13 protein-coding genes are annotated in these 13,267 nt (G+C 59.8%); 11 read left to right on the forward strand and 2 right to left on the reverse strand.

The window, feature by feature from the left end; all coding sequences use genetic code 11:
- The first annotated feature begins 14 nt into the window (after window positions 1-14).
- The 8 genes from JWR14_RS05450 (at window position 15) to JWR14_RS05485 (ending at window position 9,437) form a co-directional block, all read left to right on the forward strand.
- Window positions 15-473, forward strand: a complete 459-nt coding sequence (locus JWR14_RS05450; RefSeq protein ID WP_299702673.1) for a tripartite tricarboxylate transporter TctB family protein — start codon at window positions 15-17, stop codon at window positions 471-473.
- A gap of 56 nt (window positions 474-529) precedes the next feature.
- Entirely contained in the window at window positions 530-2,110 is a 1,581-nt protein-coding gene (locus JWR14_RS05455; protein ID WP_299702676.1) for a tripartite tricarboxylate transporter permease, read from the forward strand.
- Window positions 2,111-2,260: 150 nt separating this feature from the next.
- Window positions 2,261-3,415, forward strand: coding sequence for a porin (locus JWR14_RS05460; RefSeq protein ID WP_299702679.1), 1,155 nt, complete (start codon window positions 2,261-2,263; stop codon window positions 3,413-3,415).
- Between the two features lie 76 nt (window positions 3,416-3,491).
- A complete protein-coding gene (locus tag JWR14_RS05465; RefSeq protein WP_299702683.1) occupies window positions 3,492-4,595 on the forward strand; it encodes an Ldh family oxidoreductase in 1,104 nt (367 codons plus the stop codon).
- A gap of 36 nt (window positions 4,596-4,631) precedes the next feature.
- Complete coding sequence (locus JWR14_RS05470; protein WP_299702686.1) at window positions 4,632-6,077, forward strand: MmgE/PrpD family protein; 1,446 nt, start codon at window positions 4,632-4,634, stop codon at window positions 6,075-6,077.
- A 60-nt stretch (window positions 6,078-6,137) separates the two neighbouring features.
- Window positions 6,138-7,151 carry a tripartite tricarboxylate transporter substrate binding protein gene (locus tag JWR14_RS05475; RefSeq protein WP_299702689.1) on the forward strand — a complete coding sequence of 338 codons (1,014 nt, stop codon included), beginning with the start codon at window positions 6,138-6,140 and terminating at the stop codon, window positions 7,149-7,151.
- A gap of 54 nt (window positions 7,152-7,205) precedes the next feature.
- On the forward strand, window positions 7,206-8,591 hold the full coding sequence (locus tag JWR14_RS05480; protein WP_299702692.1) for an MmgE/PrpD family protein: 1,386 nt from the start codon (window positions 7,206-7,208) through the stop codon (window positions 8,589-8,591).
- Window positions 8,592-8,693: 102 nt separating this feature from the next.
- The gene (locus tag JWR14_RS05485; protein ID WP_299702695.1) at window positions 8,694-9,437 is read left to right on the forward strand and encodes an ABC transporter substrate-binding protein; all 744 of its coding nucleotides are present in this window, start codon (window positions 8,694-8,696) and stop codon (window positions 9,435-9,437) included.
- Between the two features lie 26 nt (window positions 9,438-9,463).
- Here JWR14_RS05485 and JWR14_RS05490 read toward each other — a convergent pair whose 3' ends face one another.
- Window positions 9,464-10,111, reverse strand: a complete 648-nt coding sequence (locus tag JWR14_RS05490) for a GntR family transcriptional regulator (RefSeq protein WP_299702698.1) — start codon at window positions 10,109-10,111, stop codon at window positions 9,464-9,466.
- 252 nt (window positions 10,112-10,363) lie between these two features.
- Here JWR14_RS05490 and JWR14_RS05495 point away from each other — a divergent pair, with 252 nt between their 5' ends.
- Together JWR14_RS05495 and JWR14_RS05500 are read left to right on the forward strand one after the other, a co-directional pair.
- The gene (locus JWR14_RS05495; protein WP_299702702.1) at window positions 10,364-11,191 is read left to right on the forward strand and encodes an amidohydrolase family protein; all 828 of its coding nucleotides are present in this window, start codon (window positions 10,364-10,366) and stop codon (window positions 11,189-11,191) included.
- A gap of 147 nt (window positions 11,192-11,338) precedes the next feature.
- Complete coding sequence (locus JWR14_RS05500) at window positions 11,339-11,503, forward strand: hypothetical protein (protein WP_299702705.1); 165 nt, start codon at window positions 11,339-11,341, stop codon at window positions 11,501-11,503.
- A gap of 104 nt (window positions 11,504-11,607) precedes the next feature.
- Here the strand turns inward: JWR14_RS05500 and JWR14_RS05505 are convergent, their stop codons facing one another.
- Entirely contained in the window at window positions 11,608-12,213 is a 606-nt protein-coding gene (locus JWR14_RS05505) for a TetR/AcrR family transcriptional regulator (protein WP_299702708.1), read from the reverse strand.
- Window positions 12,214-12,343: 130 nt separating this feature from the next.
- Between JWR14_RS05505 and JWR14_RS05510 the strand changes: the two genes are divergently transcribed.
- Window positions 12,344-13,267, forward strand: a complete 924-nt coding sequence (locus JWR14_RS05510; protein WP_299702716.1) for an NAD-dependent epimerase/dehydratase family protein — start codon at window positions 12,344-12,346, stop codon at window positions 13,265-13,267.

Consider the following 13,267-nt stretch of genomic DNA (forward strand, 5'->3'; position numbering starts at 1 on the left):
GAGGGAGCATTTTCATGGTCGCTTTGCGTCTCGCCCGCGACAAGACGTTTTTGACGGGTTTGGTATTTTCCGCAATCGGGGCAGGTGCATTGTGGCTTGATCAAGCCTATCAAATAGGGAGTGCAATGGCGATGGGGCCGGGCTACGTCCCCATGATCATCGGTTCATTGCTGGTATTGCTCGGTGTAATAAAGATGATCTCGTCGCTGCGCAATGCGCCCGCGTCTGCTTTCAGATTGCCGGGCTTGCGCGCGCTGGCTTTGCTGGTGCTCGGGGCCGCGCTGTTTGGTTTGTGTATTGATCGTTTCGGCCTGCTGCCTTCGGTGCTTGGCCTTGTGATTTGCGCCACGGGCGTTGGCGTGCGCTACCGGATGTGGGAGGTCGCGATCATCCTTTTTGTGCTATGCGTGATTTCCGGTGCGTTGTTTGTATTTGGAATGGGTTTGCCGGTGAGCTATCTGATCAGGCTCTGACGCCAAGCCAATAATCAGTACGACTATATATAATTAAACGAGACAGTTAAAATACGATGGATATCGTTCACGACCTGCACAACCTGATGGGCGGCTTTGGTGTCGCCTTGTCTCCCATCAATTTCCTCTACTGTCTCGTTGGCGCATCGCTCGGTACGATGGTTGGCGTCCTGCCGGGACTCGGCCCGCTTACCACCATCGCAATGTTGCTGCCGCTGACATTCAAGATGCCGGCTGTCTCCTCGCTGATCATGCTTTCGGGGATCTACTACGGCGCGCATCATGCCGGATCGACCACCGCCATCATGTTGAACATGCCCGGCGAGCCTACGTCCGTCGTCGTCTGCTTCGACGGCCATCCAATGGCAAGACAGGGGCGGGCCGGCCCGGCTCTTTTCGTGGCCGCGCTCGGGTCGTTCTTCGCCGGCTGCGTGGCGGTCGTCGTCATAGCGTTGTGCTCTCCGCTGCTGGCTTCCCTCGCGCTCGATTTTCGCGCACCCGAGTACACGTCGATGGTCGTCCTGGCCTTGCTCGCTGCGGCGGTACTGACTGGCGGATCGCTGGTCAATTCGATCGGCATGGTGGCGATCGGACTGCTGCTGGGTACGGTGGGCACGGACGTCAATTCCGGCCGTGAACGATTCACTTTTGGGCTTGGCAATATTGCCGCTGGTATTGATTTCGTTGCGATCGCAGTGGGTCTGTTCGCTATCGCCGAGATTGCTGCGCGTATTGGCCACGCATCGCGCGTGAAAGAAGCGCCGGCGAGCGATATCAGCCAAGCTGTACCGAAGTTACGCAATCTCCTGCCTTCACGGCAGGACCTCAGCTCGTCATGGAAGCCAATACTGCGCGGCACGGCGCTTGGAGCGGCGCTGGGCGTGCTACCTGGTACGGGACCGCTGGTCAGCTCATTTGCGTCATACAGCCTTGAACGGCAACTGGCCGATGATCCGACGCGTTTCGGCAAGGGCGCGATAGAAGGCGTGGCGGGCCCGGAAGCGGCCAACAACAGCGCCGCGTTGACGCATTTCATCCCGATGCTGACGCTCGGTATTCCGGCCGGCGCCGCCATGGCATTGATGCTCGGCGCATTGACCATCCAGGGCATCACGCCCGGGCCCATGGTGATGCAGGACCACCCGGACTTGTTTTGGGGTGTCGTTGCGAGCATGTGGATCGGCAACCTTATGCTGCTGGTCCTCAATTTGCCGATGGTCGGACTGTGGATCCGTCTATTGACGATACCCTACCGCTTTTTGTTCCCCTGCATCCTGGTGTTTTGCTGCATCGGCGTTTATAGCGTGTCGAATTCCCCGGCTGACGTATTCATGGCCGCTGGTTTCGGCGCGTTCGGATATCTGATGCTGGAGCTCGACTGCAAGCCGGCGCCGTTGATCCTGGGCTTTATTCTCGGACCGATCTTCGAAGTGAACTTGCGAACCGCGCTCGTGGTTTCGCGCGGCGACCCGCTGATCTTTGTCACAAGTCCGATCAGCCTCGGGTTCTTGCTGGTCGCCCTGGCCCTGCTGTTGTCTACGTCGCTGCCGTGGTTGCGACGTATCAAAGGAGGCACTGGACGAGCACGGCCATCCGTTGCGTCCCGAACCTACGAACCGGAAGATCTGCCTCATTGAGTTCGCCGTTTCCTTGACCTCGTCTTAGTGAGGCACCGGGCCGCAGTCGGTTGGATCCCAGGCAGAGAAGGTTATCGATCTTCTCCTTGTCCAGGCAATTAATTAGCATGACGAATTAAACTAAGAAAAATGACTTCAAGGAGATCTTCGATGAAAAAAGCTGTCATGGTTTCAATCCTGGCCGCTGCGTCCGGTATGGCTCAGGCGCAGTCGAGCGTAACGCTGTACGGCGTCTTCGACGACGGCATCGACTACGTCAGCAATTCCAAAGGCAAGCAGTTGGTGTCCATGGTGAGTGGCGAGATCAACGGAGCCCGCTGGGGGCTTAAAGGTGAGGAAGACCTTGGTGGCGGCTACAAAGCGGTCTTCCAACTGGAAAATGGCTTTGACTCGAATACAGGTACGTTGGGGCAGGGAGGACTCGAGTTTGGGCGAATGGCTTTGGTGGGTATATCGACGCCTTACGGCGCGGTTACCGCTGGGCGCCAATATAGTTCCATCATCGATTTCGTCGGTGCGACCTTGACCGCATCCGAGAGTTGGGGAGGATGGTTCGCCACGCATCCAGGTGACCTCGACCAGTTGAACAATACGTTTCGCGTCAACAGTTCCGTGAAGTACATGAGCGTCGATTACCGCGGCTTCAAGTTTGGCGGCATGTACAATTTTGGCGGCCAGGCAGGGGAATTCAACCGATTCTCAGGCGTTGGCGGAGGCTTCTCGTATGCCAACGGACCCTTGGCGCTGGGGGCGGCTTATCAGTCGTTGCAAGACCCGTACATATCGGCGTACAACAATGGCGCCAATGCTGCGGCGGCTCTTCAGTCGCCAGTCTTTTCCGGCTACGCGTCGGCGCGCACGCTGCAGATTATTGTGGCCGGCGCGTCTTACCGGATCGGCCAGGCGACCCTGGGCGCCACTTATTCGAATACGCAGTATCAGCAACTCGGCGCGGACCCCGGCAACGCCGGAGCAACCCCCCACCTGAGCGGAACCGCAATTTTCAATAATTTCGAAGTAAGCATAAAGTACCTGTTCACACCATCGCTCCAGGTAGCGGCTTCGTACAACTTCACGAATGGAAGTTCGGTCGGATCGCTAAGTGGTGCGAAATATAGCCAGTTTGCACTCGGCACCAATTATTTCCTGTCGAAACGGACTGACCTCATGTTTGTCGCGGGCTATCAAAAAGCGTCAGGCGTGGATTCCACGGGTCATCAAGCGGTCGCCGCGATCGACCAGCTATCTCCATCGAGCAATAACCATCAGGCAGCTGTGCGCTTCGCGATTCGGCATCGGTTCTGAAAGCATGTCCCGCTGCCGTCGATTCGATGTTGACATTTGAATTCAACGGTATACATTTGTGTTTTTAGGAGGTTTTATGGCGTTAAACGCGCGATTCCCACATGCGCAACTCGAAGATTTCACGACGCAGGTCCTTATGGAGGCAGGCTTGCCGGCTGACGATGCGAGGACCGTCGCCGCGAGTCTGGTCCATGCGGACCTGATAGGCGTTTCGACGCACGGGGTCGCGCGGCTGCCGTCGTATGTCGACCGGTTGAAGAAGGGCATGGTCAATCCGCGGCCAGATATCAAGGTCGAGCACCGGAGCAACTGGTCAGCTTCAATCGACGCAGACAACGCGATGGGCGCGGTGGTCGCGCAGCGCGCCGTCACCGAAGTCAGGGCGATGATCGAGCGATCCGGCATTGGCTCCGTGGTGGTGCGGGGCAGCAATCACTTTGGCACGGCGGGCTATTACGCTCGCGCCATTTCAGGCGATGACGGCATCGGCATCTGCATGTCTCCGGCGTCGCGCTCGCTTGCGCCCTTCGGCAGCCAGGAGCCTTTGCTGGGCACTAACCCGTATGCAGTGTCGGCTCCGGCGGGGCGCTACCCGCCATGGACCATGGACATGGCAAGCAGCATCGCGGCACGAGGTCATATCCGCATTGCCGCTAAGGAGGGCAAGCCGATCCCCGAGGGCTGGGCGCTCGACAAAGAGGGGCGTCCGACCACAGATCCGAATCTCGCATTGCAAGGCGTGATGCTGCCTTTCGCGGGCTCCAAGGGTTCGGCGCTCGCCATGATGATCGATATATTCGGCGGCGTGATGTCGGGGTCGGCGTTTGGCGGCGACATCCGCGACATGAACTTCGATTTTGAAGCGCCGCAGAACGTCGGGCACTTTTTCATGGGCTGGAAGATTGAATCCTTCATCGATATGGCTTCTTTCACCGTTCGCATGGAAACGCTGATCGGCAGGTTGAAAGCGCTGAAGCCCGCGGCAAATTTCTCTGAAGTCATGTACCCGGGGGAACCCGAGGCGAGGGCCCGCGAGGCACACCTCGTTACGGGCGTACCGCTCAAGGATGAGATTGCCGCTGCGCTTGCCACGGTCGGCCGCGACTTCGGGGTGACGTTTCCCACTGCAATGCCATCGCCGGGCAAGGATGCCACCGCGCCGGCGGACACGGCGGATTAGCCCGCAAACCAGGCAACACACGTGAAAGAGGTACAGATGACGATTGAACATCGCGAGGCGCAAGAGACAAGCGGAAATTCCGAGTACGTCGCCCTCAGCTTGACCCGTTACGTTGCTGAATTTGCGGCCATGACACAGTGGCGGGATATTCCCGATGAAGTGATGCATCTCGGCAAGAAGTCCATCCTCGACGTGCTCGGTTGCGCACTGTCGGGTTCGATTTCGCCGACGGTCGCGCTGCTGCGCAACTATCACGGCAGCTTGCGCGCGCAAGCCGGTGGCGGCTCGGTGATCATCGGTGGCGAGGAGCGGATGCCTGCGCGCTTCGCGGCGGTGATCAACGGCACGGCAATGCACGTGGACGATTTCGACGATACGCAGCAGGCCGCGACGGGCAAGTTCCAGGGTATCCACCCGTCCGCGCCAGTGTTGGCAGCTTTGCTGGCAAAAGGCGAGGAGGCGCGTGGAGACGGTCGCGACCTGCTGGTCGCCTATCACGTCGGCGTGGAAGTGGCATGCAAACTCTTCGATGCCACCGCGCCGCAACACATTCTCGGTGGATATCACAGCACGGGAACCTGCGGCATGCTGGGTGCGGCGGCTGCCGTCGGCCGCTTCACCGGGTGCGACGCCGACACAATGGAAATCGCATTGGGGATCGCCGCGACGCAGGCGAGCGGCTTGTCCGAGAACTTCGGGACCATGAGCAAGCCGTTTCATGCCGGTCACTCGGCTGAATGCGGCATTGTGTCGGCCGAGCTGGCAGCGTTGGGTTTCACTGCATCGCACGGCATCCTTGAAGCACGCCGCGGATTCTTCAGCGCGCAAGGCGGCGGCTACGAAGCCGAGCGGATCGAAGCGCGCTTGGGCAACCCGTGGGCATTCGCGGACCGGGGCGTCTGGCTCAAGCCGTGGCCCACGGGCAGCTTGAGCCATCCTGGCATGACGCTGATGCTGGAGCTCATCGTCGATCACGGCATCGAGGCAACCGGGGTCGAGCACATCGAGCTGACCACGAGTGAGAATATTCATCGAACGCTGCTGCATCATCGGCCGAAAAACGAACTCGAGGCCAAGTTCAGCCTCGAATTTTGCCTGGCCGGCTTGCTTGCCGAACGCACGCTCACGCTTTCATGTTTTACAGACGACTTCGTCACTCGCCCCGACATCCAGGCGCTGATCGAACGCGTCGACTATCGTACGTTCAGCGAGGCGCGGGCACGTGAAGAGGGTTATACGATTGTCACAACATTCATCGACATTACGATGAAAGACGGACGTGTCTTCAAAGGTCGGCGGAACTTCGGAAAGGGCAGCCTGGCCGACCCGATGACAGATGCCGAAGTCGAGGCGAAGTTCCGCGCGTGCGCCGTGTTCGCGGGCTGGCCCGACGTGAAGAGCGAACGCGTGATCGACCTCGCGTGGAATCTGGAGAACGCGGGCATCGAGGAATTAGCGCGGTGCCTGACAAGCGCCGCCTGACGCCCGGCATCGATCCAGCAACAAGATAACCCGATGGCGTGAGAACGCCCAGGAGACACTATGAATGATGTTGGCGAGAACCGGATGAAGCGGTCTGCGTCCGCGCTGCTGTGCTTTTTTGCAGCTTTGTTTCTGGCTTTATTTTCAGCTTCGATGCCGGCTGCCGCTGCCGACGCTTACCCCAGCAAATTTGTTCGCCTGATACTGCCGTTTCCCCCCGGCGGAGGCACGGACACCTTATCGCGCATTCTGGGGAAGAAAATGGGCGACGCCATGGGGCAGACCATCGTCATCGACAATCGGCCCGGCGCGGCGGGAAATATTGCGACCGTGCTTGCGGCGCGTGCACCCAAGGACGGCTATACGCTTTTGATGGGCTTCAGTACGGCCCTCGTGGTGAATCCGTCGCTCTACCCGGATCTGACCGTGCACGTCCAGCGCGACTTCTCGCCAATCAGTCTTGTTGGAGACGCTCAGTACGTGCTGGTCGTGAGTCCATCGCTTCACATCGATACAGTCAAGCAGTTGATCGATTACGCAAAAGCTCACCCGGGCAGTCTCAACTATTCCTCATCGGGCGTGGGCGGTCCCTTGCATCTGGCGGGCGCGCTGTTCGCGTCGCGTGCGGGAATCAACGTCGTCCACGTACCGGCGAACGGCGGTGGTCCTTCCATTCTCGACGTGCTGAACGGTCAATCGCAAATGGCTTTCGGAAGCATTGCGTCTACGCTGCCGTTCATCAAGTCGGGAAAGCTCAAGCCCCTTGCCGTCAGCGGAGCGAAGCGCTCGTCGGTGTTTCCCGACTTGCCCACGGTCGACGAATCCGGCCTGCCGGGGTTCAACGTCGTGACCTGGTACGGATTGCTGGCGCCCGCCGGAACGCCCGCCCCGGTGATCACCAAGCTGCACGAAGAACTCCTCAAGGCGCTCGCCGACCCTGACGTGAAAAGGAGCATGGAGAACGAAGGCCTGACGCCGGAATCGAGCACGCCGGCGGCGTTCGCAGCCCGGATCCAGGCCGACACGGATACCTGGTCGAAGCTCATCAAGCAATTCGGCATCAAGGTCCAATAGACACTCGACACTCGCGTTAATCGTATCAAGCCGGCCTCTTACGAAACCATCAATTTGCCAAAGATCATTATGAACAATGCCTATGTCTCGCCCGTCATGCTGAAGCTGAGCCAGTATATTTCCGAAGCGCGTGATCGGCCGATTCCGAAGGAAGTGGCGCAACGGGCCAAGCTGCACCTGATCGACACCTTCGCAGCCATGATTTCAGGTTCGAGACTCGAGCCGGGAAAGAAGGCCATCGAATATATCGGACCACAGGGAGGAACGCCGCAGGCCGGCATTATCGGCACGGACATCCTGACGACAATCCAGAACGCCGCCCTCGCGAACGGCATGCTGGGGCATGCGGACGAAACCGACGACACCCATCCGCCGTCGTCCACGCATCCGGGCACCGCGGTGATTCCAGCGGCGCTTGCGATCGGCGAACGCGACCGGCTTGGTGGCGAGGCAGTGCTGAGGGGCATCGTTGCGGGTTATGACATTGGTCCGCGCATGCTGCTGGCCTTGCGGCCTGTGCCGTATCAGTTGCTCGGGCACCATGCCGCATCGGCTGGCGGATTGTGGGGCGCGGCGGGGGCGGCCGCTTGTCTGCTGAAGCTCACGCCGCTGCAAGTGCGGTATGCATTGTCTTATGTCGGTCAGCAGCATTCAGGTCTTTACACGATGTTTCGTGATCCTCAGCACATCGAAAAGGCGTTCGCCATGGGCGGAATGTCTTCGCATAATGGCCTGCAGGCGGCCGCCATGGCGTCCTACGGATGGACGGGCGTCGAGGATATTTTTTCAGGCGAGCGGGATTTCTTCCATGCGTTTGGACCAGAGGGTTTCGATCGCGAAGCGCTCGCGCGTGGGCTGGGCGAGGACTACGAAATGATGCGGGCGTCGATCAAGCGCTGGCCCATTGGCGGTCCTATCCAGGGACCGATGCACGTCCTCAATGACCTCATGCGCGAGCACGGCTTCCGGGCGCCCGACGTGGAGAAGATCGTCGCCAACATGCCTGACAAGGAATTGATGATCGTCGACAACCGGCCGATGCCCGATATCAACGCGCAGCATCTGCTAGCCATCATGCTGATCGACGGCGAACTGACCTTCAAGTCGGCGCACGACTACGCGCGTATGAACGATCCGCAGGCGCTGGAGGTCCGCTCACGCGTACATGCAGTGCCCGATCCTTCCCTGACGGACGTCCAGCGCCGGTGGCGCTGCGTGATGGAGGTGCATCTCAGGAACGGCGCGGTGCTCAAGGGACAAACCATGTCCGCGAAGGGCAGCTTCGAGAATCCGCTGACGCCAGACGAAGAAAACGCGAAGGCGCTCGATCTGATCGTGCCCATCCTCGGGCAGGACCGCTCGGAACGGCTACTCGATGCGTTGTGGAGCTTCGAGAATATCGATGACGTATGTTCACTGAGGCCGTTGTATCGCGCGTGAACCTGCGCGTGAACCCGAGAAGCAGTGCGAAGCAAATTTGTGCTTTCACCGGGGCACGAATTCATCACTTCATGAAACATCAATTGGGAACCATGGACCGCCATGTCATCAACAGCCATTCTCAGTGACCTTGCACCGTCGGGTGTCATGCGCGCTGCAATCAACGTCGGCAATCCGATTCTCGCGGCGCAGGATACAGCGAGCGGCGAACTGTACGGCGTGTCCGTGGATCTTGCCCGGGAACTCGCGAGACGGCTCGGGATACCGCTCGAGCTCGTGTGCTATTCAGCGGCGGGTAAAGTGGTCGACGCTGCGACGACCGGCGAATGGGATATCGCGTTCGTGGCCGTCGATCCCATCCGCGGCGCGAACATCATTCAGACGGCGCCGTATGTCGTAATCGAAGGGGCCTATCTGGTGGCCTCGGATTCGACGATCACTTGCAATGAGCAAGTCGACCGTGAAGCTCATCGGGTCGTAGTCGGCAAGGGCAGTGCTTATGACCTATACCTGAGTCGCGAACTGAAGCAGGCGACGATCGTGCGCGCGCCGACTTCGCCGTCCGTCGTTGAGACGATGATCGCGCAAGAGCTGGAAGTGGCGGCGGGCGTGCGCCAGCAGCTCGAAAGCGATGCCCGACAGCGCGCCGGCTTGCGCATGCTCGAAGGCCGCTTCATGGTGATCAACCAGGCGATGGGCACGCCCAAGGCACGCGGCGTGGCGGGTGGCGAGTACCTGTTGAGCTTCGTGGAGGAGATGAAGGTGCAGGGGTTTGTCGCTGCTGCGCTGGAGCGTCATGCTATTCGTGGCGCAAGCGTGGCGCCCCTTGCAGCTGGAGCTGCCTGACAGGGAAGCGCCGAAAGCCCTGGCACCTAGAAGCCCGACATGTCCTTGAGCCGGGCTTCGTGGGCCGAGCGGATATGCGCTCGCGCTTTCTGCTCGGCCAGGACCGGATTGCGTGACGCGATTGCCTCGACGATCGCCAGATGTTCCAGCGCGGTTTTTTCGGCGCGCCCTTCTATATGGCGCGTGTAGTTACCGAGCAGTGCCATTGATGAGGTAAGCGTGCTCAGGTTGCGCAGCAAATAGCTGTTGTGAGCGGAGCGAAAGATATTCTGATGAAAATAGCGATTGTGCCGCGCCCCCATGACCGGGTCCCCGATAACTTCGTGCTCATGGCGGCAAAGTTGCTGCAGTACTTCGATTTCGGCGTTCGAGGCGTGCTGTGCGGCGAACGCCGCAGCAGCGCCCTCGAGCACCTCGCGCATGTCGTAAAGTTCGACGACTCGTTCCTGTGTGAGACGGGAGACCGTGAGGCCCTTGCGTGGTTCATGTACAAGCAAGCCCTCTGCTTCCAGACGTTGCACCGCCTCGCGCACAGGGGTTCTGCTCATGTTCAGCTGCGCGGCCAATTCCACCTCGACAATTCTGGAAGACGGCGTCAAGGATCCGTCCTCAATCGCTTCGACGAGCGCTTGATACGCTTTCTGACCCAACCCGCGAGCGCTGCTCTCAGCCATTTATTAAATTTCCTCTGTCGTTGCTTTCAAGCCGCCTGCGCCCGCGATGGGGCAGGCCTGGAGTCTTGATGGTTTTAAAAATACAGCAGTATACATTATAGGAAAAGCTGGCGTGATTGAGCTTTTTCTTATCTGCGCGGTCACCTTCCATTCTATTAAGCAAGTCAATCTGACGGAGATAACTTCGTGTCGAATCCTCAAGACAACAGGGCGCCCGGTGGCGCAATACCTCAAGGTGCTTGCGATTGTCATATGCACGTCTTCGGAAACCCGGCGCGCTATCCGCTTTCCGGGTTTCGGAGCTACACCGTGGGCGAAGCGCCCGTGGAAGCCTATCGCAAGCGGCAGGAGCGGCTGGGACTAACGCGCAATGTGCTGGTTCAGGCTTCGGGCTATCACACGGACAACCGGTGCATGCTCGATGCGCTGGATTCGCTCGGCGATCTCGCACGTGGCGTGGCCGTGGTTGACGCGGACATCGCCGACGCGGAATTGAAGCGCTTTCATGCTGCGGGCGTGCGCGGAGTACGCATCAACCTCGTCTCCGTCGGCCAGGCAACAGCATCGGGCATCTGGGACGAAACGCAACGACTGGCCAAGCGGCTCGCGGACCTTGGATGGCATATGCAGTTCTTCGCGACGTCGAAGCAGTTGCTTGAGATGGCGCCGCTCCTGAATCGCTTGCCGGTGCCCGCCATCATCGATCACATGGGAATGCCAGTCGCCGCGGAGGGGCTTAATCAACCCGGCTTCTCTGCCTTGTTGTCGATGCTGGGCGACGGCCGCTGCTGGGTGAAGCTGTCCGGCGCCGATCGCATTACGCGGGGGCAGGCGAACTTGACCGGCGCCGGTGAGTTCGCGCGGGCGTTGATAGCGGCGAATCCGGACCAGGTGGTGTGGGGTTCGGACTGGCCCCATATCGGCTGGCACAGCAGCGACGTTCATTCCAGCGATGCAGTCACGCCTTTTCGCATGGTTGACGGAGCGGTTCTGCTGGACTTGCTGAAGCAATGGTCATCTAGCGACGAGAACTTCAAGCGGATTCTGGTGGATAACGCCGCCCGGTTCTACGGCTTTTGAAATGCCGCCTGCGTGTGGCATGGCGGGGGCAGGCGCGGGATCTGGACGGAGATGAAAGGGATAACTCGGCCGGCAAGCTCTCATTCGACTAGCGGTTACACATACAACAAACACATCGGTCGCCTGTCGCAGGCGCAAGATGCGCGGATGCTTACAAAAGCAACGGCGCACGACGTATCTCACGAACGGCTCGCGACCGTTTTGGGTATTGAACCGGGGACGGTAGGGCGGAAGCAGACGTTACTCGACGGTATATGCCGAGAAGTACAGGCGCTTCTCGCCGATAAACCCGTGCTGGCAACACGTTCATAGCCCTCAAGGCGATGCGTCCGACCCGTCAAATCGAAGCCGCAGAGTTGATGTGCGGGCAAGGCAATTCGCGTCGTCATTTGCGAAAGCAATTTTAGCGGGGCTCCTTAGCGAAGTGCAGCCGCCACCGCCTCGTCAATCTGCAGCGCAAAGCGCGCTTCAACATTGGGCACCGTGTAGCCAATTGACAGTTCCAGATACGCGTCGCCAAGCACCAACTGAACGAATGTCGCCGCCCGCAATGCAGCAGTCGATTCGTCAAATCGCTTTCGCAGAATTTTTGCGGCGAAGGCACGCACGACCTTTGCACCATTTTCGTAAAACACCTGGCCAAGTTCCGGAAGGCGCTCGGCCTCAGCAACAATGGCGCGGTAAAGCCGCAGATTGTCCAGCGTAATAAGGCTTCGTGCCAACACCCATCCCAACTCGCGCAACTCGACTTCGGGTGATCCATCGGATTGCTCGTCCTGAGCGCTGGCAAGAAATCCACCCACCTGAGCGCACATCGAGCTCACCAGACCAACGAAGAGCGCCTCCTTCGACTTGAAGTGGCGGTAGACCGTCTGTTTGCCGACGCCCGCGGCTGCGGCGACATCGTCCATCGTCGCCAGGCTGAAACCCTGGCTTAAAAAAACGGTTTTCGCGCCGTCGAGGATGGCGGATCGCTTACGGCGTTGCAGCGGGCTCAGGTCGGGGAGGGAGGACGTGTTCATGCCAGATAAATAACAGATCATCGATTAGTTGACAAGACTGGTCAGTCTCGTTTAAATTTGTCGAAACGAGACCGATGAGTCTCGTTCGTGTGACTGACCAATTTCGCAGGCAATCATTGAGGAGAACGCTATGGAACTATTTATTACAGGTGGTACAGGCTACATCGGGCAATCGGTCGCGCGCAAAGCAATCAGCCTCGGCCATCGGGTGACGGCGCTGGTGCGCGATGACAGGTCGGCGGCCGCGAGCGCGCTGGCAAGTCTCGGCGTGAAACTGCATGGCGGCGACTTGCGTGAGCCAAAGTCTTTCGCTGCGACTGCGGGCGCCGCTGATGGCGTGGTGCACATGGCGTCGACCAACGATGCTTCCGCCGCTGCTGTTGATGAGGACTCGGCGGTAGCGATGCTTTCGCATTTGCATCCGGGCGCGGCGTTTGTCTATACGTCGGGCACCTGGGTCTACGGCAATACGGAGGGGGAGCCCGCGACTGAAGCATCGGCGCTGAACCCGACACCACTCGTCGCCTGGCGGCCCGCAGTGGAGCGGCAGGTGCTGGCGCTAGCAGCACGCCGCTCGATTTCTGCAGTGATCCTCAGGCCGGCGATGGTGCACGGCTACGGCGGCGGTGTCTTCGGCATGCATGCCGGCATGGTTCGTCAGACAGGAAGTGTGAGGGTCATCGGAGATGGTCGCAACCACTGGCCTGCCGTTCATGTCGATGATCTCGCCACGGCCTACCTGAGCGCGGTGGAGCGGGCGGCAAGTGGGGACGGCCGAGTCGCGGGACAGATCTTCAACGTGGTCGCGGAAGACGCTGTTGCCGTTGCTGAAATGGGTGAAGCGATTCGGGCCTCGGTCGGCGCCGACCGCGTCGAACCATGGCCGCTCGACGATGCTCGCAAATCGCTTGGACCGTTCGCTGACGCACTGGCACTCGATCAGACGGTTAGCGGCCAGCATGCCCGGCGAGTTCTTGCGTGGGAACCCCGCGGCCCCGGCCTGATTGCGGACCTCTCCGTGCAGAAGCACTTTCAGCCAAGCAATGGAGCATGA

Origin of the sequence: Caballeronia sp. (genome assembly GCF_028292365.1) — a bacterium.
GTDB lineage: Bacteria > Pseudomonadota > Gammaproteobacteria > Burkholderiales > Burkholderiaceae > Caballeronia.

Excerpts from the sequence above, each read along its gene's own strand:
- JWR14_RS05510 (WP_299702716.1), top strand. The coding sequence starts at position 12,344 with ATGGAACTATTTATTACAGGTGGTACAGGCTACATCGGGCAATCGGTC.
- JWR14_RS05500 (WP_299702705.1), top strand. The coding sequence starts at position 11,339 with ATGCTTACAAAAGCAACGGCGCACGACGTATCTCACGAACGGCTCGCG.
- JWR14_RS05495 (WP_299702702.1), top strand. The coding sequence starts at position 10,364 with ATGCACGTCTTCGGAAACCCGGCGCGCTATCCGCTTTCCGGGTTTCGG.
- JWR14_RS05465 (WP_299702683.1), top strand. The coding sequence starts at position 3,492 with ATGGCGTTAAACGCGCGATTCCCACATGCGCAACTCGAAGATTTCACG.
- JWR14_RS05475 (WP_299702689.1), top strand. The coding sequence starts at position 6,138 with ATGAATGATGTTGGCGAGAACCGGATGAAGCGGTCTGCGTCCGCGCTG.
- JWR14_RS05485 (WP_299702695.1), top strand. The coding sequence starts at position 8,694 with ATGTCATCAACAGCCATTCTCAGTGACCTTGCACCGTCGGGTGTCATG.
- JWR14_RS05455 (WP_299702676.1), top strand. The coding sequence starts at position 530 with ATGGATATCGTTCACGACCTGCACAACCTGATGGGCGGCTTTGGTGTC.
- JWR14_RS05490 (WP_299702698.1), bottom strand. The coding sequence starts at position 10,111 with ATGGCTGAGAGCAGCGCTCGCGGGTTGGGTCAGAAAGCGTATCAAGCG.
- JWR14_RS05505 (WP_299702708.1), bottom strand. The coding sequence starts at position 12,213 with ATGAACACGTCCTCCCTCCCCGACCTGAGCCCGCTGCAACGCCGTAAG.
- JWR14_RS05450 (WP_299702673.1), top strand. The coding sequence starts at position 15 with ATGGTCGCTTTGCGTCTCGCCCGCGACAAGACGTTTTTGACGGGTTTG.
- JWR14_RS05470 (WP_299702686.1), top strand. The coding sequence starts at position 4,632 with ATGACGATTGAACATCGCGAGGCGCAAGAGACAAGCGGAAATTCCGAG.
- JWR14_RS05460 (WP_299702679.1), top strand. The coding sequence starts at position 2,261 with ATGAAAAAAGCTGTCATGGTTTCAATCCTGGCCGCTGCGTCCGGTATG.